Origin of the sequence: Microbacterium tenebrionis, assembly GCF_903645325.1 — a bacterium.
Taxonomy (GTDB): domain Bacteria; phylum Actinomycetota; class Actinomycetes; order Actinomycetales; family Microbacteriaceae; genus Microbacterium; species Microbacterium tenebrionis.
The window spans coordinates 214,200-239,475 of sequence record NZ_CAHJXQ010000002.1 but is presented as its reverse complement, the minus strand read 5'-3'; the positions used below and the strand labels follow the sequence as shown (position 1 = coordinate 239,475).

The window sequence follows — 25,276 nt, the reverse complement described above, 5'->3', positions numbered from 1 at the left end:
CCAGTAAGGGTGCAACTCCGGGGTACAGATCCACAGAGGGTCACCGGGGATCTCACTCAAGGCTGGCACAGAGGGCTTACGCCGACTTCGACACGGTACTGAATATTGACAGCGAGCGAAGCTGTGCGCGTCGGCTCCGATCCGTGAGTGCGAGCGCACCAAAGGTTTAGTTCGAGAAGCGGAACTCCACCGCATTCCGACACCGAGCGATTTCTTCCGCCACTGTCGTTGTGCGGGCCAGCACTGATGAGCCGCGCCTTCGCTCACCGGCGGTCAGACAACGGTGTGAGCGGACTCGTCGCCCTCCGTTCGAGCGCACACCATGAGCAGGTTCCCGTCAGGATCCCGGAACTGGACGAAGGCCACGCTCCCGATGTCGACGACGTCCGAGGCGAGTTCGGCCCCGAGATCGCGCACATGCGCCACGACTGCGCCGAGGTCATCGGCCCACCAGAAGAAGCGTGGCGGACCGTCCGGCGTGAACGGCGCGTTCGCGTCGAGAGCAAGGCCGGGGCCCGGTTCCATCGGGACGTCGACGATCGTGTCGTCATGCGAAGGCAGGGACACCTCCGCACCGAGCAGCCTGCCGTACCAGTCGGCAGAGCGGTGGATGTCCCGCACCGGGATGAAGACTTGGCCGATCTCGCGGCGTATAGGAGTCGTCACCGCTCAATCGTATGGCAACGCGTCTCGCGGATCGGCTCGCAGGGTCGTCATCCAGCTGTCCACCGACACGAGCGGACCCGGGAGGTCATGAAGGGCAGCAACGCGGTGACCAAACGCAGAGGAAGCGCATGACACCACGCGCAACCAGAGGTTATACGGCAAAACGAAATTCCACTGCGGTATCTGCGGTGATCCCCCGCTTGCCGTGCACGATCTCGTTGATCCGCCGCGGCGGCACCCCGATCGACACGGCGAGCTTGTTCTGCGTGATCCCAAGCCCTCGATGAAGTCCTCCATGAGGACCTCGCCCGGGTGGATCGGCTCGATCTTGTCAGTGGTAGTCAACGATCTCCACCTCCTCCGGTCCGGCGTCCGTCCACACGAAGCAGATCCGCCACTGGTCTTTGATCCCGATGTGCGCTGACCGGCTCGATCACCATTCAGCGCCTCGAGCCGATTACCGGGTGGGACGCGAAGGTCATCGAGCACCGCCGCAGATCCCACCTGGCGTAGCTTGCGCAACGCGACTCGATGGATCCTCGGATCGATCGAGCGCACGCGCTCACGACGCCACAGCCGTTCGGTCTCCTTGCTACCGAACGATCTGATCACGCGACCGGGGAATACCGCGGGCCGTTAATAGCGCTAGACGTTAAACCTGAACTCGGCCGAGCCTCGCACGGACCAACCTCTGGAATTCGGCGACTGATGCACCCGACAGGCGGGGATCTCGTGGCACCGGGATCTTCCTGGTTGACAGATCACACCACAAGCACGGTCACGGGTCCCTCATCAGGAGTCGGAGGCTCGAAGTGATCGAAGTACCTTGCGGCGGTCGCCGTATCCAGAGCGAAATCGTCGCTGTGTGAGCGTCTGCGCGAGGCCACACGCCGCAAACACGCCTCACGGTCAGTCGAAAGGTAGATCGTCTCAGGGACCACCCCGAACGGTTCCAGCACATGCCTCCATTCCTCCCTCATGGCACGCGACCAGAAGGAGAAGTCGAGCACGACCTCACGTCCATCTTCGACGAGATCCACGAGACGACGTCGGAGCTCGATCTCGATCTCGCGATGCGCATCATCTGTCAGCGGCATGTGTCGGATGCCCCTGCCCCAGGCCTCTTGATCGAACGAGAGCCGAACGAATCCGTCTGCCTCCATCCGACGAGCGACGGTCGACTTGCCTGACCCCGCCGGTCCGCACATGAAGACGACCCGAACCATGGGTATCAGTCTACGGACATACCCCTGGCCGACTTGTTCGACCGCACCGATGGCGTATCCACGGGAAGCGGCTCGCGCCCGAAGACCAATCCGAGTCAGTACGAGCCTGCCCGAACCCGTCCAGGCGCGAGCGGCATGCTCAACTCGGACGCATGGAGGCAGTAATCCATCTCCCCGACGTCGATATCCACGACGCTCGCGCAGCCGTGTTCCCCGTGCGGATGGGAGTTCCGCTACACGTTGAACCGGAACTCGACCGCATTACGTCAGCGTTAGCGGTATGCGGGTCACCAAGCGCGCCCTCGAAGATCGATCTCGCCGTCTGGCCACTCCGGCGACGAGTGCAATGGAGAGACAGGAAGTGGCGGACCCGGAGGATCGGTGGACGGCACGCCCGCCTGGTCCAGTGAGCGCCGCGCTCAGGAAACCGCCGAGCGGACGATCTCCGCGATGCGCTTCGCCGCGGGTTCGTTGATCGTGTCGAAGTACCATGCAGCGGGCATTAGTGTCCCGTCGGAACCGCCCGCAGGGCGGAGCGCGACCTTCTCGGTGAGAGCGAGGTTGACGCGTTCGTCATTGCGCAGCGTCACCAGTGCAGGCGTGCTCGCGGACAGAGCGTAGGCAGGCATGCCGTACCAGATCCGCGGCTTCAGCTTAGGCGCGGCGGCCATGATGATCTCGTGCACGCGCTGCACGAGTGACCGCTCCGGTTCGTCCATCTTCGCGATCTTGTCGACCACCTGGGCGAGGTTCTTCTCATCCTTCGATGCCATTTCATGTCCTCTCGTCAGCCGATGCCGGGCATCGGCGAAATGAAGTCGGCGCATCAATTGCGCCGCACCCCATCCGGACATGTCCTGAACCGCTCAGGCCTCTCCGCGATGATTCACGTGGTTGGCCACGTGGAAGCGCAGTCGGTGGCGCACCACCACCATCAGGTTAACCAATATGGGGGCGGATCGCACGCGCTGATTTGAAACCTCCTCACACGTTGAATCGGAACTCGACCGAGTTCCGGCACGGAGAACCATCTTCGGTCGAGACGCGTCGACGTCGCTCATCCTCTGCCGTCACCCAGCCCCCGGAGCAACTCGAGATCGTGATGGTCCTCAGGCCGGAGCTCATATCCTGACCTCAACTCCACGAGCCTCGCCGCAGTCGCTACGACCACTGGGCGACCACGAATCATCCCCTCAGCACGATCGCGAGCACGATGGGCGAAGGTCTCGTCCCCGAAACCCTTCTGGACACCGTCACCGGCTGCGTCCAGCGTCATCGGGTGGATGTCGACAGCCCGATCGCCCGATCGCAGCTCCACACGAATCGGTCGCCAATCCTCGACGACCTCGTACCCACGACCGGACAGCCACTCGATGAGGGTGTCGACTTGTCCAGCGTCGACGAAGAGGTCCAGGTCTCCGTGCGTCCTGGACTGGGATCCGACCAAGGCATCGACAGCCCAGCCGCCGTTCACCTGGTACACGACAGAGCGCTCGTCGAGCCAGTCGACGACGCGGACGACCTCCTCGGCGTCCATCCCTCCAGACATCACGCGACCTGCAGCGGCGTGATCGACGCGATCTGATCCCCTGCAGCATCCTCTGCGCGATCCAGCTCGTAGTGGCTTTGCAGGTTGATCCAGAACTCAGCCGACGTGCCGAAGTACTTCGCCAGCCGCAACGCGGTGTCCGCGGTGATCCCCCGCTTGCCGTGCACGATCTCATTGATCCGACGCGGCGGCACCCCGATCGACACGGCGAGCTTGTTCTGAGTGATCCCGAACCCCTCGATGAAGTCCTCCATGAGGACCTCTCCAGGGTGGATCGGCTCGATCCTGTCAGTGATAGTCAACGATCTCCACCTCCTCTGGCCCAGCATCCGTCCACACGAAGCAGATTCGCCACTGGTCGTTGATCCTGATGCTGTACTGCCCGACCCGATCACCCTTCAGTGCTTCGAGCCGGTTGCCCGGCGGGACGCGAAGGTCGTCGAGCACCTCCGCCGACCCCACCTGACGCAGCTTGCGCAGAGCAACCCGATAGATCCTGGGATCGATGGACCGCACGCGCTCACGACGCCACAGACGCTCGGTGTCCTTGCTGCCGAACGATCTGATCACGAGACCAGTGTATAACGCGGAGCGTCAATAACGCTATACGTTAAAATCAGAACTCCACCGAGTTCCGGCACATACCAACCTCTCAGAACCCGGCGACTCCCCCGAAGCGTCGTCCCTCTCCTGACCCTGCGAATACCAAGCCTGACGAGCGAGGAAGCAACCCAGGTTGACAACTCGTCACTTAGCAACATAGGTTGACGGCATGGAGTCTCCACGGATCGCAGCAGTAGCAGCCGATACCAGCGACCCGAAAGCAGGATTGCGGGCCGTAGCGTCGTTACGCGTGCTCGCGGACACCTTGGAACTTCGGCAGGTCGAGGCCGCGTTGCGTTCGGGCATGAGTTGGCAGGAGATCGCCGACGCGCTCGGAGTGACGCGACAAGCCGCCCACAAGAAGCATTCCAAAAGAATTGACCCCGCGATCTCGACATCCAGGAGGAACAGATGAACAGACTCGTCCGCGCCGCTCAGACCAGCCAAGCGCTTTCCCTGGCCGCCATGGAGGAAGCATCCCGGCTCGGGCTCCGCGAAGCCGACATCGACCACCTGTTCCTCGCATTGGTCATCAACGACCAATCCGCCGGCCGCGCACTGCGCGAGCTGGGTATCGACCTTGATAGCGCCCGTCTCGCCGTGGAGGAACAACATGATGCACAGCTGACCTCACTCGGCATCGAGGCGTCGTTCCCCGAGGCCGGGCGCATCGTGTTCCATGAGACGGATGGGTACGAGTGGACTCGTCGCGCTCGGGACCTCATCGCGAAGTCCAGCAGCAAAGGCAAGCCAGGCGACGCTGCCGCCGTTCTCCGGGAACTCGTCGCAGAACCCAGCGGCCTTATCACCGGTATCCTCGGCCGCCTTGGCACGACATCCGATGCGCTCATCGAACGCCTCGATCGGGCCGACTCGCCCTCTATAAAGTCCATGCCCGTCTCAGCGAAAGTGAAGGGGCGGACCACGGGAACGACTGAGAATTTCATATCCGCACCACTGGACGAAGTGTGGGCGTTCCTCACAGATCCCGCACGTATCCCCGAGTGGGAGCCGAGCATCGGCACTCTCGACCAGACCAGTCAAGAAGCGAAGCCGGGTACGGTCTGGGAGGGCACGGCACCCGCAACCTATCCAGACGGCAAGCCTGTGAAGATCAAACCTCAGTTTCGTCGACGCAGTGTTGAGCTCATCGCAATTCACCGACCGGACAGGATCGCATGGAGCTTCGGCTATCCCGACGTCGCGCAGAGCAATTCGGTTCTGACTGAATTCGCCTTGGCGAACGCGACCGGTGGCACACAGCTGCGGATCACTAGGTCTTGGTCGCGACGCCGAGGGTGGCGAGGACTTGTCGCATGGCCGCTGCGTCCCATCCAGAAGTTCCTGGTGTGGATCACCCTGTTCCAGACTGGCAGCGCGATCAGCCGAACATTTCGCTAGCCCCATGCTGCGGCGACTCGCCTGCTGGTCGCACGTAGATCGAGTGCCCGGATCTCCCTGTGGGAGATCCGGGCACTCGAATCAGATGTTGAGGCGGAACGCGACTAAACGTTGAACCGGAATTCAACCACGTCGCCATCCTGCATGACGTAGTCCTTGCCCTCGAGGCGCGCCTTGCCCTTGGAGCGGGCTTCGACGACCGAGCCCGTCTCGACGAGGTCGTCGAACGAGATGATCTCGGCCTTGATGAAGCCCTTCTCGAAGTCGGTGTGGATGACACCGGCTGCCTGCGGCGCCTTCCAGCCCTTGCCGATCGTCCAGGCGCGGGCCTCCTTGGGGCCGGCGGTCAGGTACGTCTGCAGACCCAGCGTGTCGAAGCCGATGCGGGCGAGCTGGTCGAGCCCCGATTCGTCCTGGCCGGTGGATGCGAGCAGCTCAGCAGCGTCCTCAGGGTCGAGGTCGATGAGCTCGGATTCGATCTTCGCGTCGAGGAAGATCGCCTTGGCCGGTGCGACCAGTGCCTCCAGCTCGGCCTTGCGTGCAGCATCCGTCAGCACCGCCTCATCGACGTTGAAGACGAAGATGACGGGCTTCGAGGTCAGAAGGCCCAGCTCCTTGATCGGAGCGAGGTCGATGCCCGACGTCGACAGCAGCACGCCGCGCTCCAGAGCATCCTTCGCCGCGTTGGCCGCCTCGAGGACGGACGGGTCGAGCTTCTTCTGCTTGACCTCCTTCTCGTACCGCGGCAGCGCCTTCTCAACGGTCTGCAGGTCGGCGAGCATGAGCTCGGCGTTGATCGTCTCGAGGTCGCCCTGCGGGTTGATGGCGCCGTCGACGTGCACGACGTCGTCGTCGGCGAATCCGCGTACGACCTGGGCGATGGCGTCCGCCTCGCGGATGTTGGCGAGGAACTGGTTGCCGAGCCCCTCCCCCTCACTCGCACCGCGCACGATGCCGGCGATGTCGACGAAAGACACCGTCGCAGGCAGGATCCGCTCGCTGCCGAAGATGCCCGCCAGCACGTCCAGGCGCGAATCGGGCAGGCTGACGACGCCGACGTTCGGCTCGATCGTCGCGAACGGATAGTTCGCCGCGAGCACGTCGTTCTTGGTCAGGGCGTTGAAGAGGGTGGACTTGCCGACGTTGGGCAGGCCGACGATGCCGATAGTGAGAGCCACGGGGTAAGAGTCTACCGGCGAGCACAACTTCGGATGCCGCGCAGGGCGCGCCGTCGTCCGGCGCGATCACGCGGCGTGTCGGCGCCAGGCTCCGAAGCTGTGCACGGGCTGGGCGACGCCGTTCAGTTCGTGCGCCTCACGCGCGGACGGCGCGGAACGCGCGCGTCACGTACGGGAGGTCGATGGTGGCGTCGCCGTGCAGGCCGAGCTCGTCGAACAGCGGCTCGCCGACCGTCGGGCCGTCCCCGTCGAACATGCCCGACGCGGGAGAGGTGCGCATGATCTCGGTCAGACGCATGACCCACGGCGCGCTGTCGTCCCGCAGATTCCAGATGAGCCCGAGCGTTCCGCCCGAACGGACCGCTCGCCCGATCTCGGCGGACCCCATGACCGGATCGACCCAGTGCCAGGCCTGGCCGAGGACGACGGCATCCAGGCTCGCGTCAGGAACCGGCAGGCGTTCGGCCGTTCCGAGGAATGTCGGCACCCCCGGCACGCTCTCGCGCAGCTGCGCGAGCATCGCGGCGTCCGGATCGATCGCGATCACCTCCGCGTCCGGAGCATCCGTCAGCACGCGGGTCAGCTTGCCCGTTCCGGCACCGACATCCGCGACACGGCGCGATCCGCGCGGCAGCTGCTCGAGCATCCAGGCCACGGCTTCGAACGGATAGTCGGGTCGCGCCGCCTCGTAGTCGCCCGCCGCCGCACCGAAGGATGTCGCCCGCTCATCGCGCATGCCGAAAGCCTACGGCGCGCCTGCGCCGATCGAGCAGGGCGCGGGGAGAGGGTGAAGACGTGCCCCTGGACTTCACTGCGATCGACTTCGAGACTGCGAACTCCAGCCCGGCTTCGGCGTGTTCCGTCGGCCTCGTGCGCGTCCGTGACGGGCGGGTCGTCGCGACGGCGGGATGGCTGATCCGCCCGCCCGCGGGCCACGACGAATTCCAGGAGTGGAACATCAGGATCCACGGCATCCGCCCCCAGGATGTCGTGCAAGCCGCGACCTGGACCGAGCAGTTCGACAGGCTGTGCGCTTTCGCCGGAGCCGACGTCCTGGTGGCGCACAACGCCGGATTCGACCTGAAGGTGCTGCGCACGGCATCCGAGGTCACCGACCTGGAGTGCCCGCCCTACCGTTCGCTGTGCAGCCTGCAGGTCGCCCGCAAGGTCTACGACCTCGAGTCCTACCGGCTGCCGATGGCCGCGGCCGCCGCCGGGTTCGCGGAGTTCTCGCACCATGACGCCCTCGCGGATGCCCGCGCGTGCGCGGAGATCGTCATCGATTCGGCGCGACGCATGGGCGCCGCCGACGTGCACGCGCTCGCGACAGCGCTGAGCCTGCGGGTGACGGATGCTCCAGCGGCTGCCGCCCAGGCTCGTGCGGCCTGAGCGCATTCGCGCTCACGTCACGCGAGAATGAGAGCATGACGAATCCTTCCGGCGACTCCCCCGTCAGCCTCGAAGTCATCGAGGGCACCTTCGACCTCGCGCGCCAGGGGCGCACCGGACCGCTCGGCGAGATGATCGACGCCGGTGTGCCGATCGACCTCCGGAATCCGCGCGGCGACACGTTCCTGATCGTCGCGACCTATGCCGAGGAGGAGCACACGGTCGCGGATCTGATCCGACGCGGCGCCGCACTGGATGCGGTCAACGGCAACGGCCAGACGGCGATCTCGTGCGCCGTGTTCCGCAAGAACGAGACGCTGCTCCGGATGCTGCTGGATGCCGGTGCCGATCAGAATGCCGGCACGCTCTCCGCGCTCGCGATCGCCGACCAGTTCGGACTCACCGACATGCGCGCGATCCTCGAGGAGCACGCCGCGGACTGAATACGCCGCGGGGCGTCTACGCGGCGATGTCCGTGGCCGTCGGCATCATGGCGGTATGGATGCTCTGTTGATCGTGGTTCTGGCTCTCGCGGCCCTCGCCGCCGGGGGCGCCGTCGGGTGGTTCGCACGCGCCGCTCGATCCTCAGCGCAGCAGTCGGCGAGTGCGACCGACCTCGCGCGCGTTCAGGCAGAGCTCTCCGCCGCTCGAGACGACCGTGACCGGCAGTACGACCTGTACCGGGATGCCGTCGAGCACGCCCGTGCCCAGCAGCGGGCCGAGGCCGACCGGGTGCAGCAGCAGAACGCGGTCCTCACCGCGCTCGCCCCTGTGCGCGAGTCGCTGCAGCAGATGCAGAGCAAGGTGGCGTCGCTCGAGCAGGAGCGGCACGCGCAGTTCGGCTCGCTGGCCGAGCAGCTGCGCAGGGCGCAGGAGTCGGATGAGGCGCTGCGCGCAACGACCGAGTCGCTCGCAGGGGCACTGCGCTCGACATCGACGAGGGGCGTGTGGGGCGAGACCCAACTGCGTCGGGTCGTCGAGGCAGCTGGTCTCACCAGACACGTCGACTTCGATCTGCAGTCGACCATCTCGTCCGACCGAGGACAGGGCCGACCGGACATGATCGTGCGGCTTCCGGGCGGCACCTCGATCGCTGTCGATGCGAAAGTGCCCCTCGATGCGTACCTCGAAGCGACAGCACTGCCGGGCGGCGATGCGCACGACGCGCAGCGACGGCAGCACATGCAGAAGCACGTCAAAGCGGTTCGTGCACACGTCGACGCGCTGGCGAAGAAGGCCTACTGGTCAGGGCTCGACGCGAGCCCCGAGTTCGTGATCTGCTTCCTGCCCAGTGAGTCTCTGCTGGCCGCTGCCATCGATGAGGATCCTGTGCTGCTCGACTACGCGTTCGGCAAACGCGTCGCGCTTGCGTCACCGGTCAACCTCTGGGCAGTGCTGAAGACCGTGGCCTACACCTGGACTCAGCAGGAGGTGTCGACCGAGGCCCGCAACCTGCTCGCCCTCGGCACGCAGCTGTTCGACCGGCTGGGCACCCTGGCCGGCCATGCCGACGACCTCCGGCGCGCGCTCGAGCGCACGGTGGACAGCTACAACCGCTTCGCCGGTTCGTTGGAGACGCGTGTACTCGTGACGGCGCGGCAGTTCCCCGGCATCGATGCGTCAGCGCTGGACGCCGCGCCGCCGGTGATCACGAACAGCCCGCGCAAGTTCACAGCCCCTGAACTGACCGTCGACGCGGGAAGCGACGGCGAGCCGGCAACCGACCGACCGGTCGTCGAGATCGAAGCCGACCTCGGATCGGTGCGCCACCGAGTCGCCGACGATTCGATCACGGATGGGGTCGGCAGGGGTCAGGCGCTGTAGGGAACCCAGCTCAGCAGGGCGATCACGAGACCCGACGTCACGAGGAACGCGCCGACCATCCACCAGGGGCTCAGCTCATGCCCCTCGGCACGGCGCACCCGGAACAGCACGTCCGTCCGGCGCGCGGGATCCATGTTCGCCGGTGCCGCAGTGGTCGCGGCCGCAGCCGCGGCTGCGCGGGCGGCTTCGTCTTCCGGTGAGATCCGCAGAATGCGACCGGTGTTGGTGGTGACCATCTGCACCGGTGCCGACTTCTCGTGGCTGCCCGTCTGTCCCGTGGTCATCTCTTGCCCTCCCGGTGGTGTCGCCCTGAGCCTTCCGGCGACGCCATCCATTGTGCCAGCAATGCCTGAGAACCGCGGGAAGGACGGCTCGTGGCCGCTCTATCCGGAGGCGAGTTCGGGCGTCAGAGCCACTTCGAGACGAGGTGCTCCGACGAGATGCGGCGCAGCGTTCCCGAGGCACCGCGCAGCACGACCGACTCGGTGTAGACGTAGTTGCCCTCGCGGCGCACACCCGCCACGAGCTGGCCGTCCGTGACACCGGTCGCGACGAAGATGGTGTTGTCGCCCTGGACGAGCTCGTCGGCCTCGTAGACGTGGTCCATCTTCAGTCCGGCGTCGATACCGCGCTGCCGCTCGTCATCGTCGCGCGGCCAGAGCCGGCCCTGGATGTGCCCGCCGAGCGCCTTGATCGCACACGCGGTGACGATGCCCTCGGGGCTGCCGCCGACACCGACGCACATGTCGGTGCGCGCGCCGTGGCGGGCGGCGTTGATGCCGCCCGCGACATCGCCGTCGCTCATGAGGCGGGTGCCGGCGCCCGCCTCGCGGATCTCCTCGATGAGCTTCTCGTGGCGCGGGCGGTTCAGCACCGAGACGACGACCTCATCGACCGGCTTGCCCAGTGCCTTCGCCAGCAGTCGGACGTTCTCACCAACGGGAAGGTTGATGTCGACGACGCCCACACCGGCAGGACCGGTCACGAGCTTGTCCATGTAGAAGACGCTGGACGCGTCGAGCATCGTCCCCCGGTCGGAGACGGCGATGACCGAGAGGGCGTTCTGACGCCCGGCAGCAGTGAGCGAGGTGCCATCGATCGGGTCGACGGCGATGTCGCACTCCGGACCGCGGCCGGAGCCGACGACCTCGCCGTTGAACAGCATGGGCGCGTTGTCCTTCTCGCCCTCGCCGATGACGACCCTGCCCTGGAAGTTCACGGTCCCCAGGAACGCTCGCATGGCGTCGACGGCCGCACCGTCCGCGGCTTCCTTGTCGCCGCGTCCGATGAACGGCACCGCCCTGATCGACGCCGCCTCGGTCGCGCGCACCAGCTCGAGTGCGAGGTTTCGATCGGGACGCAGCGGGCTCATATCGGCCGTCAGACTCACCATGGGGCCAGCCTAGCCAGCGGGCACGTCAGACCGCCCGCTGTTTCGCGCGATATGCCGCGAAGGAATCGCGTTTCTTAACGTTCGCGAAGACCGCGGTTACAGGGCGGCCCGAAGGCTGCGGCATCCCGCACCACCGACGATAGAGTGAGCACTGTCCCGGCTTCATCTATCGCAGGAGTTTCCATGCCCGTCGCCACCCCGGAACAGTACGCAGAGATGCTCGACCGCGCGAAGGCCGGTGGCTTCGCGTATCCCGCGTTCAACGTCTCCAGCTCGCAGACCGTCAACGCCGTGCTCCAGGGCCTCACCGAGGCGGGCTCGGACGGCATCATCCAGGTCACCACCGGCGGCGCCGACTACTTCGCCGGCCACACCGTCAAGGCCCGCGCGACTGGCGCCCTGGCCTTCGCCCGCTTCGCCACCGAGGTCGCCAAGAACTACCCCGTCACGGTTGCGCTGCACACCGACCACTGCCCCAAGGACGCCCTTGCCGGTTTCGTCGAGCCCCTGATCGCGGCATCCGCGGAAGAGGTCAAGGCCGGACGCAACCCGATCTTCCAGTCGCACATGTGGGACGGCTCCGCTGTGCCGCTGCAGGAGAACATCCAGATCGCGAAGGATCTGCTCCCCCGTATGAAGGCCATAGGCGCCATCCTCGAGATCGAGATCGGCGTCGTCGGCGGCGAAGAGGACGGCGTCCAGCACGAGGGCTCCAACGACGCGCTCTACACGACGTTCGCGGACGTCGACCAGGCCGTCCAAGCTCTCGGTCTCGGCGAGCAGGGCCGTTACATCGCCGCACTCACCTTCGGCAACGTGCACGGCGTCTACAAGCCGGGCGGCGTGAAGCTGCGCCCCGAGCTCCTCGGCGAGATCCAGGAGCAGGTCGCCGCCAAGTACGGCACCGGCCCCAAGCCCCTCGACCTCGTCTTCCACGGCGGCTCGGGCTCCACCGACGAGGAGATCGCCACCGCGGTCGCGAACGGCGTCATCAAGATGAACATCGACACCGACACGCAGTACGCGTTCACCCGTGCGATCGCCGACTACATGTTCAAGAACTACGACGGCGTCCTCAAGGTCGACGGCGAGGTCGGCAACAAGAAGCAGTACGACCCGCGCGCCTGGGGCAAGGTCGCCGAGTCGGCCATGGCCGCTCGCGTCGTCGAGTCGACCAGGCAGCTCGGCTCCTACGGCCAGTCGCAGAGCTGACCGCATCGCCCCGGATCAGGCCTCGGACCGCACCGTCCGGGGCCTGATCTGCGTCATCGACGCGACAGGCGCATCGCCCAGATCACGAGATCCGCGACCGCATCCACGATGAGCAGAATGCCGGCCACGCGTCCGACTCCGCGGCGCCGCGCAAGGACGGCTCCGCTCACGAGTTCTGCAGCGCCGACCGCGAGACCGACCGCGGGCCGCGCGCGCACGAACCGGACGACCCGCGCCCACGGCGTCTCCCGCCGCGTCAGCGGCGTCGACTCTCCGATCCCGGAGAGGAAGCTCTCCCCGATCGCGGCGATCCATCCGGACGGCGCGAAGCGCTGACCGACCGGTATCTGTGCGCTCAGCGCGGAATCGATCAGGCCGGCTGGAATGCGGAACGCCGCGAGGAACGCTCGCAGGCGCGCCTCGGACCCGACCACACCTCCGAGCGACTCCGCGACGAGAGCACGGTGCGCAGCGTCGACGTCCACGACGCCGCGGGCGCCGAGGACCTCGAGCTCATCCCTGGTTCCGTCGCCCTCCGCCAGAAGCCGCCGGTACACCTCAGCGGTCTCGGGCACCGCGATCGACGCGATGTCGAGAACCGGCAGCGTGTCGCGCTCGGCATCCGTCCAGAACGGGACGGTCTCGTTGGCGCGGGCCGTGACCTCGATCCAGCTGCCGCCGTCTCCGGTCCGGTTGAGCTCGATCAGGGGAAGTTCGGCCGCCGACGACGGCCAGGCCCCCGTCGGCTCGGTAGTGCGGAAGCGCTGCAGCGACCACGTGCCGGACTCGGCATGGACCACATCGGTGCCGTTCACCTCCGCGAGGAACCGGGCCGCAACCGGTCCCCGATGCGAGAAGGCCGCGACATCGACCGGCTGCGGCTCGAACAGCTCCGGGTCGAGATCGTCCTCGTCTTCATCGGGCAGGTCCTCGTCGACATGCTCCACCGCTGATTCCTCATCGGCGGTGAACTCCGCCTCGAACTCGTCGAAGTCGACGCTCTCGCCGCCGTCGATCCACAGGTTCAGCCCGGCATCCGCGAAAGCGTCCCGGAGCGACCCGATCGTCAGCTCTGTCGCGATCGTGTCCTCGTCCGTCAGCGTGAGGACCTGATCGTCGTCGGTCACCGGGATCAGCAGCACGGCCTCGTCCGCGTCACCCCAGGCGATGGTCGCGTCGCGCACCGCGGCGAGCGCACGCACGGAGCGCAGGACCTCGGTCGCCGCGGCGCGTGGATCGCTGCCGTCGCCGCGGTCCACGGAAGCGTAGGAGAGCTGCACGCCGAGACTGTTCTGATCCATGCTTCGAGCCTAACCACGCTCTCGCCGGCCTCAGACCGGTTGCCAGGTCTAGGACGCGCCGGCGCCGGCCAAGTAAGCCTGGAAGGCCGGGTCCCCCACCATCGGGATGCTGATGCACACCGACGCGACGAGCATCGTCACGACGGCGCCGACCAACGGCACCCACCACGCGAGCTTCGACGCACGCAGCCTCCGCACCGAGATCAGCGCGGTGATGACCCAGCCCGCCACGAGGACGATCGCGGCAATCGTGCCCCAGACCCGGGCCTGGTCGAAGTTCGTGAACTCTCCCTCGATACCCAGGATGCGCATGCTCTCGTTCATCACGCCGGGCAGGTCGAGGTACGACATGCCGGTCATGAAGACGTTGAAGACCCCGTACACGAGCAGGGCGATCGTGATGATCCTGTCCCACCGACGGGGCTCGCGGCTCTGCGCGACCGGCTCCGGCGATGCGGCCACGGCCGGGGCTGGAGGCTGCTCCTCGACCGGCGGCAGTCCGGCAAGTCTGCGCTGCTCCTCCGGCGTGGCGAATTCGCCGTACTGCGGGCGCTCGGTCATGAGGCGGCGGATCCCGTGCGCCCGCCCAGGGCCCGCGTGTCGCGCTGACCCGAGATGTCCTGACGCAGTTCCTTGGGCAGCGAGAACATCAGGTCCTCTTCGGCCGTGCGGACCTCTTCGACGTCCTCGTAGCCGGCGGCGCTCAGGGCTTCCAGCACCTCGCGGACGAGGACTTCCGGAACCGACGCGCCGCTGGTGACACCGACCGTGGCGACGCCGTCGAGCCACTCCTGCTTGACCTCTTCGGCGTAGTCGACGCGGTAGGCGGCCTTCGCACCGTATTCGAGTGCGACCTCGACGAGGCGCACCGAGTTCGACGAGTTCGACGATCCGACGACGATCACGAGATCGGCATCCTTCGCGACCTTCTTGATCGCGACCTGACGGTTCTGCGTGGCGTAGCAGATGTCATCGGACGGCGGGTTGTGCAGCTCGGGGAAGCGCGTGCGCAGCCGGTTCACCGTCTCCATGGTCTCGTCGACCGACAGCGTGGTCTGCGAGAGCCAGACGACCTTCGACGGATCCTTCACCTGGACCGTGTCGGCTTCTTCGGGAGAGTTGACGATGGTCACGTGGTCGGGCGCCTCGCCTGCCGTGCCCTCGACCTCTTCGTGACCGTCGTGGCCGATGAGCAGGATCTCGTAGTCGTCGCGGGCGAAGCGCACCGCCTCGCGGTGCACCTTCGTGACCAGGGGGCAGGTGGCGTCGATCGCGTGCAGGCCGCGGTCGGATGCCGCGTTCACGACGGCCGGCGAGACGCCGTGCGCACTGAAGACGACGTGAGCGCCCTCGGGCACCTCGTCGACCTCCTCGACGAAGATCGCGCCCTTCTGCTCGAGCTCGGTGACGACATGGATGTTGTGCACGATCTGCTTGCGCACGTACACCGGTGCGCCGTAGCGCTCCAGCGCCTTCTCGACGGCGACGACCGCGCGGTCCACGCCGGCGCAGTAACCGCGCGGGGCCGCCAGGAGTACGCGCTTGTGTCCGTCGACCGGGTTATTCTGAAGCCGCGCCCCCCGCGACCGAGGGATGCGGGGAACGGGAAGATGTACGGTGGCCTGGCTCACCCCTCGAGTCTACCGACGGGCGCCATGGAAGGGCCTGGGCGAAGATTCGGGCATCACGCACACGGAAGGACCCGATGACCGTCTTCGAGGCGTCTCCCGCGAACGGCGGCACCCCACCCGCGGATGCCGTCGCGCCCCGCGACTCGACAGCCGATGCCCCCACCTCCGTCGCCCGGCTCAACGGCACCATCCGCGACTTCGTCGCGCGCTGGAACACGGTGTGGGTCGAGGGCGAGATCACCTCGTGGAACGTCCGCGGCGGCAACGTCTTCGGCCGCCTCAAGGACACCCAGTCCGACGCGCAGATCGCGATCCGCATCTGGTCGAGCGTGCGCGGCCGCATCCCCGCGGATCTCGGGGTCGGCGACCATGTCGTCGCGGCGGTGAAGGCGGACTACTTCGCCAAGGCGGGCGATTTCAGCTTCACCGTCTCGAGCATGAAGCACGTGGGGCTCGGCGATCAGCTCGAGCGGCTCGAGAAGCTGCGCGCGCAACTGCGGCAGGAGGGTCTGTTCGATGAGGGCCGCAAGAAGCCTCTGCCGTTCCTCCCCCACGTGATCGGGCTCATCACCGGCGAGCGATCGGATGCCGAGAAGGACGTGCACCGCAACGCCGAGCTGCGCTGGCCGCAGGTGCGATTCCGCACCGAGTACGCCGCCGTGCAGGGCGACCGGTGCGTTCCCGAGACGCTCGCAGCGCTGCAGCGACTGGATGCCGACCCCGAGGTCGACGTGATCATCATCGCTCGCGGGGGCGGCGACCCGCAGACGCTGCTGGGCTTCAGCGATGAGCGCCTCGTGCGGGCCGTGGCGGCGGCATCCACCCCCGTCGTCTCGGCCATCGGGCACGAGAACGACCACCCGATCCTCGACGATGTCGCGGACCTCCGCGCCGACTCCGACGGATGCCGCCAAGCGCGTCGTGCCCGATGTCGGCGAGGCGGGCCTGATCGGTCAGTTGCGCGCCCGTGCGACATCCCGGCTCACCCAGCGCATCTCGCACGACATCGCACAGCTCGAGCAGCTGCGCTCCAGGCCCGTATTGCGCTCCCCCGAACCGATCATCGCGGATCGTGCGCAGGAGCTGTGGCTGCTGCTGTCCCGCGGCCGCGACACGGTCGCCCGTCACCTCGACGCGGCATCCAGGAAGACCTCCGAGCTGCGCGCCTCCCTGCGGGCGCTGTCGCCCGCGGCGACCCTCGCCCGCGGCTACGCGATCGTGCACCTCGACGGCGGTGTGATTCTGCGGGATGCCGCCGATGCCCCCGCCGGCACCGCGCTGACCATCACGGTCAACCGCGGTTCGCTCGCCGCGCGCTCGGACGGCGAGATCGCCGAGAGCACCTGAGGCCCCTCCTACGCGAGAATCGCGTTGCACGACGAAACGGGGATGCTGACAACGGCATTCTCATCGCGCAGAGCAATTCTCGCGGGCGGGCAGCGACCGAGCAGCGGCGGGCGCGGCGGCGCGGTCGGCGCGGAGTCGTAGGATGGAAGGCGTGACTGCGCCGAACGCGACCCCTGTGGAGACCCTGTCGTTCGAGGCCGCTCGCGACGAGCTCGTTCGCGTCGTCGCGGAACTCGAACAGGGCGCACCCACCCTCGAGCACTCGCTCGCCCTGTGGGAGCGCGGCGAGGCTCTGGCTGCGCGGTGCGAGGAGTGGCTGTTGGGAGCGAAGCGCCGCCTCGAGGCGACTCGTCCCGAGGCATCCGACGACGCAGACGAGGACGAGTCGTGAGCAAGCAGCCTCCCGTCGTCGCCGAGCTCGGACGCCCGGAGACTCCCGAGGAGACCGCCGCGCGCAAGGCCGAGTTCAGCAGGAACTACCGCGCCAGCCAGTCGTTCCGCAATCTCATCGCAGCCCTCATCATCACTCTCGCTGTGGTCGCCGTCATCATCTTCGCCGTGCCGCGCGGTGAGCCGGCATCCACCCCCGAGGTCGACGTCGCCCGCATCGCCGCCGACGTCGAATCGACCATGGACGGCCCCGTCATCGTCCCGGAACTCGGCGACTTCTGGCGGGTCAACGCCGCCGAGCTGCAGGGCGGCGCCACCACCGTGTGGAACGTCACCCTCGCCCCCGCAGACGAGAGCGAGCGCGGATTCATCCGCGTCGGCCAGGCCTTCGACACCGATGCATCCTGGGCCCCTCAGGTGCTGAACGGATCGGCGCCGACGGACACGACCCGCATCGGCGGGCTCGACTGGGACGTCTACGAACTCGCCGGCAGGACCGACAACAACGTCAGCTATGCGTTGGGCACTCAAGCAGGAGACGACTACGTGCTGCTGTACGGGTCGCGATCGGCCGATTCCACCGCTGAGCTCGCCGAAACGCTCGTCCCGCAGATCCAGACCATTTCGGAGGCAGAATGACCGTGCTCACCCCCACCGCTGCCTGGCAGGAGATGCTCGACGGCAATCGGCGTGTCGTCGCCGGTGAGCCGCGGCATCCGAATCAGAACGTCGAGAAGCGGCACGAGCTCGCGGACGGTCAGAACCCGATGGCGACGCTGTTCGGATGCGCCGACTCGCGCCTCGCCGCCGAGATCATCTTCGACAAGGGACTGGGCGACCTGTTCGTCGTGCGCAACGCCGGCCAGGTGATCGGCGAGTCGATCGTGGGCAGCCTCGAGTACGCCGTCGAGGTCCTGCAGGTCCCGCTCATCGTCGTGCTCGCGCACGACTCGTGCGGGGCCGTCCGGGCGGCGATCGACGGCACCGCCATCGACGCCGCTCCCCTGCCGCCGCACATCTGGAAGCTCATCGCGCCGATCATCCCCGCCGCCCGCAAGGTTCTGGCCGCCAACGGCGGCACGACTCCGGACGACATCGACGCCGAACAGGTCGGGCGCGAGCACCTGCGCAACACCGTCGCGAACCTGCTGCAGTCGTCCGAGTTGATCAGCGACGCCGTCGCCGAGGGACGCCTGGGCATCGTGGGCGCGAACTACCGGCTTTCCGAGGGCACGGCCGTGCCCGTCATCACCGTTGGAATCGACACGGGGTCGACGGACGACCTCGCAGACCAGGAGGGATCGAAGTGACCGAGACCGAATTCCGCATCGAGCATGACACGATGGGCGAGGTGCGGGTGCCCGTCAACGCGCTGTACAGCGCCCAGACCCAGCGCGCCGTGGAGAACTTCCCGATCTCGGGCAGGGGCCTGGAGTCGGCGCAGATCGCCGCTCTCGCGCGGATCAAGAAGGCCGCGGCCCTCGCGAACAAGGAGCTCGGCACTCTGGACGGCGCCATCGCCGATGCGATCGCGCAGGCCGCCGACGAGGTCGCCTCGGGCAAGCACGACGGCGAGTTCCCCGTCGACACCTACCAGACCGGATCCGGCACCTCGTCGAACATGAACATGAACGAGGTGCTGGCGACGCTCGCCACCGGCATCCTCGGTTCCGCCGTCCACCCGAACGACCACGTCAACGCCTCGCAGTCGTCCAACGACGTCTTCCCGACGTCGGTGCACATCGCCGTCACGCAGGCGCTGATCGACACGCTCATCCCCTCCCTCGACCACCTCGCCGTGGCGCTCGAGGCGAAGGCCGAGCTGTGGAAGGACGCCGTCAAGTCGGGCCGCACGCACCTGATGGACGCCACGCCCGTCACCCTCGGCCAGGAGTTCGGCGGCTACGCCCGTCAGATCCGCCTCGCCATCGAGCGCGTGCAGTCGGCACTCCCCCGCGTCGCCGAGGTGCCCCTGGGCGGCACGGCCGTCGGCACCGGCATCAACACGCCGCTCGGCTTCCCGCAGAAGGTCATCGAGCTGCTCGCAGCCGAGACCGAGCTGCCGATCACCGAGGCCAAGGACCACTTCGAGGCGCAGGCCAACCGCGATGGACTCGTCGAGACCTCCGGTGCCCTGCGCACGATCGCGGTGTCGCTGACGAAGATCAACAACGACCTGCGCTGGATGGGCTCCGGCCCGAACACCGGCCTGGGCGAGCTGCACATCCCCGACCTGCAGCCCGGTTCGTCGATCATGCCCGGCAAGGTGAACCCCGTCGTCCCCGAGGCCGTGCTCATGGTGTGCGCGCGCGTCATCGGCAACGACGCGACCGTGGCCTGGGCCGGAGCATCCGGTTCCTTCGAGCTCAACGTCGCGATCCCCGTCATGGGCACGGCCCTTCTCGAGTCGATCCGCCTGCTCGGTAACGCCGTCCGCGTCCTCGCCGACAAGACCATCGACGGCCTGCAGGCGAACACCGAGCGCGCAGCGGCCTTCGCCGGCATGAGCCCGTCGATCGTCACCCCGCTGAACAAGGTCATCGGCTACGAGGCCGCCGCGAAGATCGCCAAGCACGCGGTCGCCAAGGGCATGACCGTGCGCGACGCCGTCATCGACCTCGGCTACGTCGAGCGCGGCGAGATCACGCTCGAGCAGCTGGACGAGAAGCTCGACCTGCTCTCGATGACCCACCCGGGCTGACGCGCCGCGGCCCTTACTCCGCCCCGATCCGCTGACTCGTCCCCGATCTGCTGACGTTTCTCACCACTTCGTCAGCAGATCGGGTATCCCTCCGCAGATCGGGGCGTACAACTCCTCCTGCACAGGTCTGCAGATTGCCAAGCCGTGCACGGTTCGCGCCGGGTGGCTCAGGGCGGATGCTGCTTAACGGGCAGGCTGTGATGCATGCTCTCCGCATCCGACACCATCCGGCGCCTCGGCGGCATCGCTCGCGGCGCTCATCTTCAGACGCTTGGCTTCACTCGTCGAACACTCACGAACTGCGTGCGACGCGGAGAGATCCAACGCATCCGTGACGGTGTCTTCGCCGTCGAACCGCTCGACGGCGACATCCGGTCGGCGACCGCCCACGGAGGCGCGCTGACCTGCGCGAGCGTGCTGCAGCTGGCCGGGATCTGGGTCCTGGACACCACGGAGGTGCCACACGTCTGGCTAGGGTCCGACCGCCATGCGCACCCGCATGACGGCTGCGCATGCGTCTCGCACTTCTACCGCGGCACACCTCCCCTCGGGCGCGCGAGCCTCGAGACCGCGCTGGTGCACTTCCGTCGCTGCGCAGGCGATGAGGCGTTCTTCGCCGCCTTCGAGTCGGCGTGGCGGAAGCGTCTGCTGTCCGCGGCGGCTCGCGCTCGCGTACGGGCTGCTCTGCCGGCATCCGCTCGCTGGCTCGTCGATCTCGCACGCTCGGATGCCGACAGCGGCCTGGAATCGCTCCTGCGGCTGCGCCTCCACGTCCTCGGCATCCGCCTCGACTGTCAGGTCTCGATCGACGGTATCGGGCGAGTCGACTTCGTGCTCGGCGGCCGCCTGATCCTCGAAGCCGACGGGAAGAAGAATCATGACGGGACGATGATGCACAAGGATCGAGTGCGGGATGCCGCAGCATCCCGTCTCGGGTATGAAACCCTGCACTTCGACTACGCACAGATCGTGCACGACTGGCCGACCGTCCAATCGGCCATATGCGGCGCACTCGACCGCCTCAGGGCCCGCAAATGACCCGTTCTGCGGACCCGATCCCGATCTGCTGACATTTACTACGAATCCGTCAGCAGATCGGGACACCCTCCGCGGATCGGGGGCCGAAAGCTCAGCTGAGCTCGCCGCCCTCCAGCAGGTCGGTGACCAGGGCCGCGATGGCGGAGCGCTCGGAGCGCATCAGCGTCACGTGGCCGAACAGGTCGTGTCCCTTGAGCGTCTCGATCACCGAGGCGATGCCGTCGTGGCGGCCGACGCGCAGGTTGTCGCGCTGTCCGACGTCGTGGGTGAGCACGACGCGCGAGTTCTGACCCATGCGGCTGAGCACCGTCAGCAGCACGTTGCGCTCCAGCGACTGCGCCTCGTCGACGATCACGAATGCGTCATGCAGCGAGCGACCGCGGATGTGCGTCAGCGGCAGCACCTCGAGGAGTCCCCGCTCGACGACCTCGTCCATGACGTTGCCCGACACGACCGAGCCGAGGGTGTCGAACACCGCCTGCCCCCATGGGCCCATCTTCTCATTCTGGTCTCCGGGCAGGTAGCCGAGTTCCTGGCCGCCGACGGCGAACAGCGGACGGAATACGATGATCTTCTTCTGCTGCTGACGCTCGAGAACGGCCTCGAGTCCGGCGCAGAGCGCGAGCGCCGACTTGCCGGTTCCCGCGCGTCCGCCCAGCGACACGATGCCGACCTCGGGGTCGAGCAGCAGGTCGATGGCGATGCGCTGCTCCGCCGACCGTCCGTGCATGCCGAACAGTTCGCGGTCGCCGCGTACCAGCCGGTACTCGCCGTCACCGGTGACGCGGCCGAGGGCCGAGCCCCGCTCGGAGTGGATGATGAGACCGGTGTTCACCGGGAGCCCGCGGGCGTCCTCGCTGATGCCGACTTCGCTCTCGTACAGATCGCTGATGTCGTCGCCCGACAGGTTCAGCGAGGCGATCCCGGTCCAGCCGGAGTCCACGGCCTGCTCGGCGAGGTACTCCTCCGCGCTGAGGCCGAGGGATGCAGCCTTGACACGCATCGGGAGGTCCTTCGAGACGATCGTGACGTCCTGACCGTCCTGGGCGAGGTTCATGGCGACCGCGAGGATACGGCTGTCGTTGTCGGCGAGTCGGATGCCGCTGGGCAGCGCGCTGGCATCGGAGTTGTTCAGCTCCACCCGGAGGGTGCCTCCCTCGCCGACGGGCACCGGGAAGTCGAGGCGCCCGTGCTCGATGCGCAGTTCATCGAGGTGGCGCAGCGCCTGGCGGGCGAAGTACCCGATCTCCGGATCGTGCCGCTTGCCCTCGAGCTCCGTGATCACCACGACCGGGAGGACGATCGAGTGCTCGGCGAAGCGGAACAGCGCCTGGGGATCCGACAGCAGCACCGACGTGTCGAGCACGTACGTGCGGAGGTCCTGATCCGGCTCGTCCGAGGACGACCGGCGCGAGGCCTGACGGGTGGACTGCTGTGCTGTACGTGTGGTCACGACCCACTCCCGACCCGGGATTCTTCCCGGCTATGCCACGAGTCGACCTGGGGTCACGAGCCGCGAACCTGAGGGCCGACTCGACCGGACACCGTGTCCGATGCCTTGAACGTACGACCACCGACGAGCATCCGCGGACTCGACACGCCCGAAGCGCGGGTTACGTGCAGATTAACTCTCGGGCGCGCTCAGGCACCCGCTCCGACGACCGTGCCGAGGGCGTCGTCGAGCATGCGCAGCGTGTCGTCCGTGGTGCCGGCATGGGCCGCGACCCGCACCGTCGCGCCCCGTGTGGTGGCGACGACGCCGGCGTTCGTGAGCGCCGCCGAGACAGCGGCGGGCGCCTCGGGCGCGAGGGCGACGATCCCGCCGCGACGCTCGCGCTCGCGCGAGGTCAGCACCAGGATGCCGTGGCGCTCCGCGATCTCGAGGATGACGTCGACGCGCCCGCTGATCGCCTCGTCGATCGCGCCGACTCCGGCGTCGCGCACATCCCGCAGCGCGATCGCCAGCCGCGCGACGGCGAGCTGATCGGCGCCGCTCACGACGGCTGCAGGGTCACGGTGTCAGCGGTGACGCCGAGCAGTTCGCCGGCGAGCGCCCGCTCGTCGAGCCGCTCCGCGACGAGCTTGCGCGAGGAGGGACGTCCGCTGCCGAGCAGATCGGCATCGGCGAACACCTCGGCGCGCACGGCCTGGGACATCGGCCCGAAGGCTGCCCAATCGAGGTAGCCGGGATCGCCGTCGAACGTGGCGAGATAGTCGTCGAATGCGCTCGCTCGATGAGTCTCCCGTGGAGCCCGACGGCGAGTATGGGCAGGCCGCCCCAGTCCCGGGTGCGGTGGTCAGCGCCCGAAGCGCCGATCGCGGTCGGTGAAGTCGCGGATGGCGCGCAGGAAGTCGACCTGCCGGAGATCGGGCCCCAGTGCCTCGACGAAGTAGAACTCGCTGTGCGCGCTCTGCCACAGCAGGAAGTCGCTGAGACGCTGTTCGCCGCTGGTGCGGATCACGAGGTCGGGATCGGGCTGCCCGCCGGTGTAGAGGTGCTCGCCGATCATCTCGGGCGTGAGGTTCGCGGCGAGGTCCTCCAGACTCCCTCCGGACGCATCGTGCTTCGCGATGATCGAGCGCACGGCATCCACGATCTCGTTGCGTCCGCCGTAGCCGACGGCGAGATTGACGTGGAGACCTGAATTGTCCTTCGTGCGCTCCTGGGCGTCGCGCAGCACCCGCGCGAGCTCCTCGGGCAGGATGTCGCTCCGGCCGACGTGCTTGACCCGCCAACCGGCCTGCTGCGACAGCGACTCGGCGAGCTCGGCGATGATCTCGATGAGGTCCTCGATCTCCTTCGAGTCGCGCTTGCGGAGATTGTCGCTCGAGAGCAGATACAGCGACACGACCCGCACGCCGATCTCATCGCACCACCCCAGGAACTCGCGCATCTTCGCCGCTCCTGCACGGTGCCCGTCCGCCGCCGAGTCGAATCCCAGCTGCCTGGCCCACCGCCGGTTGCCGTCGATCATCATCGCGACGTGATGCGGGACGGATGCCGCGTCGAGACGTCGTCGGAGGCGGTTGCTGTAGAGCCGATACAGCGGGCCCCGGCCCTCGCTCGCACGTGCATTCACGTGCCTACGCTACCGCGCAACCCTCGCAGACCCGTGTGATGGTGCTGTGGATCCCGGATATGTGCGCTTCACGGCATGGAGGTCGTCTTAGAGTGAGCACGTGAGCGCACCCGAGACCGACGCCGTTCCTGTTCCCGAGCTGCCGCTGCTGAAGGCCGCATCCGCCGACGCCGAGGTGGAGATCAAGCCGACATGGCGGGGCGGGCCGCCCGCCGGCACCCTCCCCGTCGCGATCGCTGCCGGCATCGTGCTGATCGTTCTCGCGCAGGGGGCACCGGCGAAGTGGGCCGCCGCCGTCTTCATGGCGAGCTCACTGCTGCTGTTCGGCAACTCCGCGCTTTATCACCGCATCAACTGGAAGCCGAAGACCAAGCTCATCCTCAAGCGGATCGACCACGCGAACATCCTGCTGCTGATCGCCGGCACCTACACGCCGCTCGCGGTGAACGCCCTCGTGCCGGAGAAGGGCGTCCTGCTCCTCTGCCTCGTCTGGGGCGGTGCGATCCTCGGCATCCTGTTCCGTGTGTTCTGGATCGGCGCGCCGCGCTGGCTGTACGTCGCGCTGTACCTCGTGCTCGGATGGGCGGCCGTGATGTACATGGTCGACCTGGTCATCGCCAACGTCGCGATGATGGTGCTCGTGTGCGTCGGCGGTGTGCTCTACACCCTCGGCGCCGTCGCGTACGCGCTGAAGAAGCCGAACATCTGGCCGGGCCACTTCGGGTTCCACGAGCTGTTCCATCTGTGCACCGTGCTGGCGTTCCTGTGCCACTGGACCGCGTGCCTGCTGATCTCCCTCGCCCCGTACTCCCCCTCGCTCGGCCTTCCCGGCTGAGCATCCGAAACGACTTCAAGGAGAACCCATGGCCGACGTCGAGAGCTTCACGCTCGATCACACCGCTGTCCGCGCCCCCTACGTGCGCCTGATCGGCGTCGAGAACGGCCCGAAGGGCGACGCGATCTCGAACTTCGACGTGCGCTTCGTCCAGCCCAACGAGGGCGAGATCCCGACCGCAGGGCTCCACACGATCGAGCACCTGCTCGCGAGCCTCATGCGCGACCGGATGGACGGCATCATCGACATCTCGCCGTTCGGATGCCGCACGGGCTTCCACCTGATCACCTGGGGCGAGCCCGATGTCGCGCAGATCGTGGATGCTGTGCGCGGCAGTCTCACCGCGATCGCCGAGGAGATCACCTGGGAGCAGGTGCCCGCGGTCAGCGCGGTCGAGTGCGGCAACTACCGCGACCACAGCCTGCACAGTGCGCGCGAGTGGTCCAAGCGCATCCTCCAGCAGGGCATCAGCCTCGACCCGTTCGAGCGCGTCGGCGTCTGACGCGCTCGGG

At 67.4% G+C, this 25,276-nt stretch carries 31 protein-coding genes and 3 pseudogenes; 15 read left to right on the top strand and 19 right to left on the bottom strand.

Annotation, left to right across the window (positions count from 1 at the left end; genetic code table 11):
• Positions 1–273 precede the first annotated feature (273 nt).
• The 5 genes and pseudogenes from HWX58_RS04545 to HWX58_RS04530 form a co-directional block, all read right to left on the bottom strand.
• The gene (locus HWX58_RS04545) at positions 274–666 is read right to left on the bottom strand and encodes a VOC family protein (RefSeq protein ID WP_099195594.1); all 393 of its coding nucleotides are present in this window, start codon (positions 664–666) and stop codon (positions 274–276) included.
• A gap of 172 nt (positions 667–838) precedes the next feature.
• Positions 839–1,011 (bottom strand): annotated as a pseudogene (locus HWX58_RS04540) (HigA family addiction module antitoxin); the annotation flags it as partial.
• Positions 998–1,278, bottom strand: a pseudogene (locus HWX58_RS15360) (type II toxin-antitoxin system RelE/ParE family toxin). The pseudogenes HWX58_RS04540 and HWX58_RS15360, both read right to left, overlap by 14 nt.
• A gap of 149 nt (positions 1,279–1,427) precedes the next feature.
• The gene (locus HWX58_RS04535) at positions 1,428–1,874 is read right to left on the bottom strand and encodes a P-loop nucleotide/nucleoside kinase family protein (RefSeq protein ID WP_175986136.1); all 447 of its coding nucleotides are present in this window, start codon (positions 1,872–1,874) and stop codon (positions 1,428–1,430) included.
• A gap of 437 nt (positions 1,875–2,311) precedes the next feature.
• Positions 2,312–2,665 (bottom strand): DUF1801 domain-containing protein, encoded by a 354-nt coding sequence (locus tag HWX58_RS04530; RefSeq protein WP_175985846.1) that lies wholly within the window; start codon positions 2,663–2,665, stop codon positions 2,312–2,314.
• Positions 2,666–2,686: 21 nt separating this feature from the next.
• On the opposite strand from HWX58_RS04530, the gene HWX58_RS04525 reads away from it, so the two are divergent.
• A complete protein-coding gene (locus tag HWX58_RS04525; RefSeq protein ID WP_175985845.1) occupies positions 2,687–2,869 on the top strand; it encodes a hypothetical protein in 183 nt (60 codons plus the stop codon).
• Between the two features lie 80 nt (positions 2,870–2,949).
• Here the strand turns inward: HWX58_RS04525 and HWX58_RS04520 are convergent, their stop codons facing one another.
• Genes HWX58_RS04520 through HWX58_RS04510 form a run of 3 tightly spaced genes read right to left on the bottom strand, consistent with a single transcriptional unit; the run spans position 2,950 to position 4,011 of the window.
• On the bottom strand, positions 2,950–3,429 hold the full coding sequence (locus HWX58_RS04520; RefSeq protein WP_227530503.1) for a nucleotidyltransferase domain-containing protein: 480 nt from the start codon (positions 3,427–3,429) through the stop codon (positions 2,950–2,952).
• An 11-nt stretch (positions 3,430–3,440) separates the two neighbouring features.
• Positions 3,441–3,743, bottom strand: coding sequence for a HigA family addiction module antitoxin (locus tag HWX58_RS04515; RefSeq protein WP_175985843.1), 303 nt, complete (start codon positions 3,741–3,743; stop codon positions 3,441–3,443).
• On the bottom strand, positions 3,730–4,011 hold the full coding sequence (locus HWX58_RS04510; RefSeq protein WP_175985842.1) for a type II toxin-antitoxin system RelE/ParE family toxin: 282 nt from the start codon (positions 4,009–4,011) through the stop codon (positions 3,730–3,732). Before HWX58_RS04510 ends, HWX58_RS04515 begins: the two co-directional genes overlap by 14 nt.
• Positions 4,012–4,213: 202 nt before the next feature.
• Here HWX58_RS04510 and HWX58_RS15025 point away from each other — a divergent pair, with 202 nt between their 5' ends.
• Together HWX58_RS15025 and HWX58_RS04505 are read left to right on the top strand one after the other, a co-directional pair.
• Positions 4,214–4,459 (top strand): hypothetical protein, encoded by a 246-nt coding sequence (locus HWX58_RS15025; RefSeq protein WP_118912208.1) that lies wholly within the window; start codon positions 4,214–4,216, stop codon positions 4,457–4,459.
• Positions 4,456–5,445: an SRPBCC family protein gene (locus tag HWX58_RS04505; protein ID WP_175985841.1), complete on the top strand. Its 990-nt coding sequence runs from the start codon at positions 4,456–4,458 to the stop codon at positions 5,443–5,445. The genes HWX58_RS15025 and HWX58_RS04505 overlap by 4 nt, the downstream gene beginning before the upstream one ends.
• Positions 5,446–5,549: 104 nt before the next feature.
• Here HWX58_RS04505 and ychF read toward each other — a convergent pair whose 3' ends face one another.
• The gene (gene ychF / locus HWX58_RS04500; RefSeq protein ID WP_175985840.1) at positions 5,550–6,623 is read right to left on the bottom strand and encodes a redox-regulated ATPase YchF; all 1,074 of its coding nucleotides are present in this window, start codon (positions 6,621–6,623) and stop codon (positions 5,550–5,552) included.
• 136 nt (positions 6,624–6,759) lie between these two features.
• The gene (locus tag HWX58_RS04495) at positions 6,760–7,359 is read right to left on the bottom strand and encodes a class I SAM-dependent methyltransferase (protein ID WP_175985839.1); all 600 of its coding nucleotides are present in this window, start codon (positions 7,357–7,359) and stop codon (positions 6,760–6,762) included.
• 59 nt (positions 7,360–7,418) lie between these two features.
• On the opposite strand from HWX58_RS04495, the gene HWX58_RS04490 reads away from it, so the two are divergent.
• Genes HWX58_RS04490 through HWX58_RS04480 form a run of 3 tightly spaced genes read left to right on the top strand, consistent with a single transcriptional unit; the run spans position 7,419 to position 9,836 of the window.
• A complete protein-coding gene (locus HWX58_RS04490) occupies positions 7,419–8,012 on the top strand; it encodes a 3'-5' exonuclease (RefSeq protein ID WP_175985838.1) in 594 nt (197 codons plus the stop codon).
• A 35-nt stretch (positions 8,013–8,047) separates the two neighbouring features.
• A complete protein-coding gene (locus HWX58_RS04485) occupies positions 8,048–8,455 on the top strand; it encodes an ankyrin repeat domain-containing protein (protein ID WP_175985837.1) in 408 nt (135 codons plus the stop codon).
• 55 nt (positions 8,456–8,510) lie between these two features.
• Positions 8,511–9,836, top strand: a complete 1,326-nt coding sequence (locus HWX58_RS04480) for a DNA recombination protein RmuC (RefSeq protein WP_175985836.1) — start codon at positions 8,511–8,513, stop codon at positions 9,834–9,836.
• On the opposite strand, the gene HWX58_RS04475 is transcribed toward HWX58_RS04480, so the two are convergent.
• The gene (locus HWX58_RS04475) at positions 9,824–10,120 is read right to left on the bottom strand and encodes a hypothetical protein (protein WP_175985835.1); all 297 of its coding nucleotides are present in this window, start codon (positions 10,118–10,120) and stop codon (positions 9,824–9,826) included. The two genes, HWX58_RS04480 and HWX58_RS04475, sit on opposite strands and share 13 nt — an antisense overlap.
• A 122-nt stretch (positions 10,121–10,242) precedes the next feature.
• Complete coding sequence (glpX, locus tag HWX58_RS04470) at positions 10,243–11,229, bottom strand: class II fructose-bisphosphatase (RefSeq protein WP_175985834.1); 987 nt, start codon at positions 11,227–11,229, stop codon at positions 10,243–10,245.
• A 183-nt stretch (positions 11,230–11,412) separates the two neighbouring features.
• Between glpX and fbaA the strand changes: the two genes are divergently transcribed.
• Entirely contained in the window at positions 11,413–12,441 is a 1,029-nt protein-coding gene (gene fbaA, locus HWX58_RS04465; protein ID WP_175985833.1) for a class II fructose-bisphosphate aldolase, read from the top strand.
• Positions 12,442–12,494: 53 nt separating this feature from the next.
• Here fbaA and HWX58_RS04460 read toward each other — a convergent pair whose 3' ends face one another.
• The 3 genes from HWX58_RS04460 to HWX58_RS04450 are packed head-to-tail and all read right to left on the bottom strand — an operon-like array spanning position 12,495 to position 15,337.
• Positions 12,495–13,742, bottom strand: coding sequence for a hypothetical protein (locus tag HWX58_RS04460; protein ID WP_175985832.1), 1,248 nt, complete (start codon positions 13,740–13,742; stop codon positions 12,495–12,497).
• Between the two features lie 48 nt (positions 13,743–13,790).
• Positions 13,791–14,303 carry a DUF6264 family protein gene (locus HWX58_RS04455; RefSeq protein ID WP_175985831.1) on the bottom strand — a complete coding sequence of 171 codons (513 nt, stop codon included), beginning with the start codon at positions 14,301–14,303 and terminating at the stop codon, positions 13,791–13,793.
• A complete protein-coding gene (locus HWX58_RS04450; protein ID WP_175986135.1) occupies positions 14,300–15,337 on the bottom strand; it encodes a 4-hydroxy-3-methylbut-2-enyl diphosphate reductase in 1,038 nt (345 codons plus the stop codon). The genes HWX58_RS04455 and HWX58_RS04450 overlap by 4 nt, the downstream gene beginning before the upstream one ends.
• A 110-nt stretch (positions 15,338–15,447) precedes the next feature.
• Here HWX58_RS04450 and xseA point away from each other — a divergent pair.
• From xseA to HWX58_RS04420, 6 genes and pseudogenes are all read left to right on the top strand, one after another.
• Positions 15,448–16,720, top strand: a pseudogene (gene xseA / locus HWX58_RS04445) (exodeoxyribonuclease VII large subunit).
• A 151-nt stretch (positions 16,721–16,871) separates the two neighbouring features.
• Positions 16,872–17,111, top strand: coding sequence for an exodeoxyribonuclease VII small subunit (locus HWX58_RS04440; RefSeq protein ID WP_438268239.1), 240 nt, complete (start codon positions 16,872–16,874; stop codon positions 17,109–17,111).
• The gene (locus tag HWX58_RS04435) at positions 17,108–17,749 is read left to right on the top strand and encodes a DUF4245 family protein (protein WP_175985829.1); all 642 of its coding nucleotides are present in this window, start codon (positions 17,108–17,110) and stop codon (positions 17,747–17,749) included. Before HWX58_RS04440 ends, HWX58_RS04435 begins: the two co-directional genes overlap by 4 nt.
• Positions 17,746–18,420, top strand: coding sequence for a carbonic anhydrase (locus HWX58_RS04430; protein WP_175985828.1), 675 nt, complete (start codon positions 17,746–17,748; stop codon positions 18,418–18,420). The genes HWX58_RS04435 and HWX58_RS04430 overlap by 4 nt, the downstream gene beginning before the upstream one ends.
• Positions 18,417–19,811 (top strand): class II fumarate hydratase, encoded by a 1,395-nt coding sequence (locus HWX58_RS04425; RefSeq protein WP_175985827.1) that lies wholly within the window; start codon positions 18,417–18,419, stop codon positions 19,809–19,811. The genes HWX58_RS04430 and HWX58_RS04425 overlap by 4 nt, the downstream gene beginning before the upstream one ends.
• Before the next feature lie 204 nt (positions 19,812–20,015).
• On the top strand, positions 20,016–20,849 hold the full coding sequence (locus tag HWX58_RS04420) for an endonuclease domain-containing protein (protein ID WP_175985826.1): 834 nt from the start codon (positions 20,016–20,018) through the stop codon (positions 20,847–20,849).
• Between the two features lie 91 nt (positions 20,850–20,940).
• Here the strand turns inward: HWX58_RS04420 and phoH2 are convergent, their stop codons facing one another.
• The 4 genes from phoH2 to HWX58_RS04405 all read right to left on the bottom strand — a co-directional run bounded on the left by phoH2 (position 20,941) and on the right by HWX58_RS04405 (position 23,929).
• Positions 20,941–22,302 carry an RNA 5'-3' helicase PhoH2 gene (phoH2, locus tag HWX58_RS04415; protein ID WP_438268238.1) on the bottom strand — a complete coding sequence of 454 codons (1,362 nt, stop codon included), beginning with the start codon at positions 22,300–22,302 and terminating at the stop codon, positions 20,941–20,943.
• Positions 22,303–22,490: 188 nt separating this feature from the next.
• Entirely contained in the window at positions 22,491–22,847 is a 357-nt protein-coding gene (locus tag HWX58_RS15020; RefSeq protein WP_250646090.1) for a hypothetical protein, read from the bottom strand.
• Positions 22,844–23,005 carry a hypothetical protein gene (locus HWX58_RS15015; RefSeq protein ID WP_250646089.1) on the bottom strand — a complete coding sequence of 54 codons (162 nt, stop codon included), beginning with the start codon at positions 23,003–23,005 and terminating at the stop codon, positions 22,844–22,846. The genes HWX58_RS15020 and HWX58_RS15015 overlap by 4 nt, the downstream gene beginning before the upstream one ends.
• A gap of 141 nt (positions 23,006–23,146) precedes the next feature.
• Positions 23,147–23,929, bottom strand: coding sequence for an isoprenyl transferase (locus HWX58_RS04405; protein ID WP_175985825.1), 783 nt, complete (start codon positions 23,927–23,929; stop codon positions 23,147–23,149).
• A gap of 100 nt (positions 23,930–24,029) precedes the next feature.
• On the opposite strand from HWX58_RS04405, the gene trhA reads away from it, so the two are divergent.
• Both trhA and HWX58_RS04395 read left to right on the top strand, forming a co-directional pair.
• Positions 24,030–24,764 carry a PAQR family membrane homeostasis protein TrhA gene (trhA, locus tag HWX58_RS04400; protein ID WP_250646088.1) on the top strand — a complete coding sequence of 245 codons (735 nt, stop codon included), beginning with the start codon at positions 24,030–24,032 and terminating at the stop codon, positions 24,762–24,764.
• 28 nt (positions 24,765–24,792) lie between these two features.
• Positions 24,793–25,266, top strand: coding sequence for an S-ribosylhomocysteine lyase (locus tag HWX58_RS04395; RefSeq protein ID WP_175985824.1), 474 nt, complete (start codon positions 24,793–24,795; stop codon positions 25,264–25,266).
• Positions 25,267–25,276: the final 10 nt, after the last annotated feature.

Coding starts and splice junctions, on each gene's coding strand:
- HWX58_RS04460 (WP_175985832.1), bottom strand. CDS start 13,742: ATGGATCAGAACAGTCTCGGCGTGCAGCTCTCCTACGCTTCCGTGGAC.
- HWX58_RS04430 (WP_175985828.1), top strand. CDS start 17,746: ATGACCGTGCTCACCCCCACCGCTGCCTGGCAGGAGATGCTCGACGGC.
- HWX58_RS04455 (WP_175985831.1), bottom strand. CDS start 14,303: ATGACCGAGCGCCCGCAGTACGGCGAATTCGCCACGCCGGAGGAGCAG.
- HWX58_RS04495 (WP_175985839.1), bottom strand. CDS start 7,359: ATGCGCGATGAGCGGGCGACATCCTTCGGTGCGGCGGCGGGCGACTAC.
- HWX58_RS04525 (WP_175985845.1), top strand. CDS start 2,687: ATGCCGGGCATCGGCGAAATGAAGTCGGCGCATCAATTGCGCCGCACC.
- HWX58_RS04505 (WP_175985841.1), top strand. CDS start 4,456: ATGAACAGACTCGTCCGCGCCGCTCAGACCAGCCAAGCGCTTTCCCTG.
- HWX58_RS15015 (WP_250646089.1), bottom strand. CDS start 23,005: ATGTCCCAGGCCGTGCGCGCCGAGGTGTTCGCCGATGCCGATCTGCTC.
- HWX58_RS15025 (WP_118912208.1), top strand. CDS start 4,214: ATGGAGTCTCCACGGATCGCAGCAGTAGCAGCCGATACCAGCGACCCG.
- HWX58_RS04530 (WP_175985846.1), bottom strand. CDS start 2,665: ATGGCATCGAAGGATGAGAAGAACCTCGCCCAGGTGGTCGACAAGATC.
- HWX58_RS04520 (WP_227530503.1), bottom strand. CDS start 3,429: ATGGACGCCGAGGAGGTCGTCCGCGTCGTCGACTGGCTCGACGAGCGC.
- glpX (WP_175985834.1), bottom strand. CDS start 11,229: ATGGTGAGTCTGACGGCCGATATGAGCCCGCTGCGTCCCGATCGAAAC.
- fbaA (WP_175985833.1), top strand. CDS start 11,413: ATGCCCGTCGCCACCCCGGAACAGTACGCAGAGATGCTCGACCGCGCG.
- HWX58_RS04475 (WP_175985835.1), bottom strand. CDS start 10,120: ATGACCACGGGACAGACGGGCAGCCACGAGAAGTCGGCACCGGTGCAG.
- HWX58_RS04535 (WP_175986136.1), bottom strand. CDS start 1,874: ATGTGCGGACCGGCGGGGTCAGGCAAGTCGACCGTCGCTCGTCGGATG.
- HWX58_RS04395 (WP_175985824.1), top strand. CDS start 24,793: ATGGCCGACGTCGAGAGCTTCACGCTCGATCACACCGCTGTCCGCGCC.
- HWX58_RS04420 (WP_175985826.1), top strand. CDS start 20,016: ATGCTCTCCGCATCCGACACCATCCGGCGCCTCGGCGGCATCGCTCGC.
- HWX58_RS04480 (WP_175985836.1), top strand. CDS start 8,511: ATGGATGCTCTGTTGATCGTGGTTCTGGCTCTCGCGGCCCTCGCCGCC.
- HWX58_RS04485 (WP_175985837.1), top strand. CDS start 8,048: ATGACGAATCCTTCCGGCGACTCCCCCGTCAGCCTCGAAGTCATCGAG.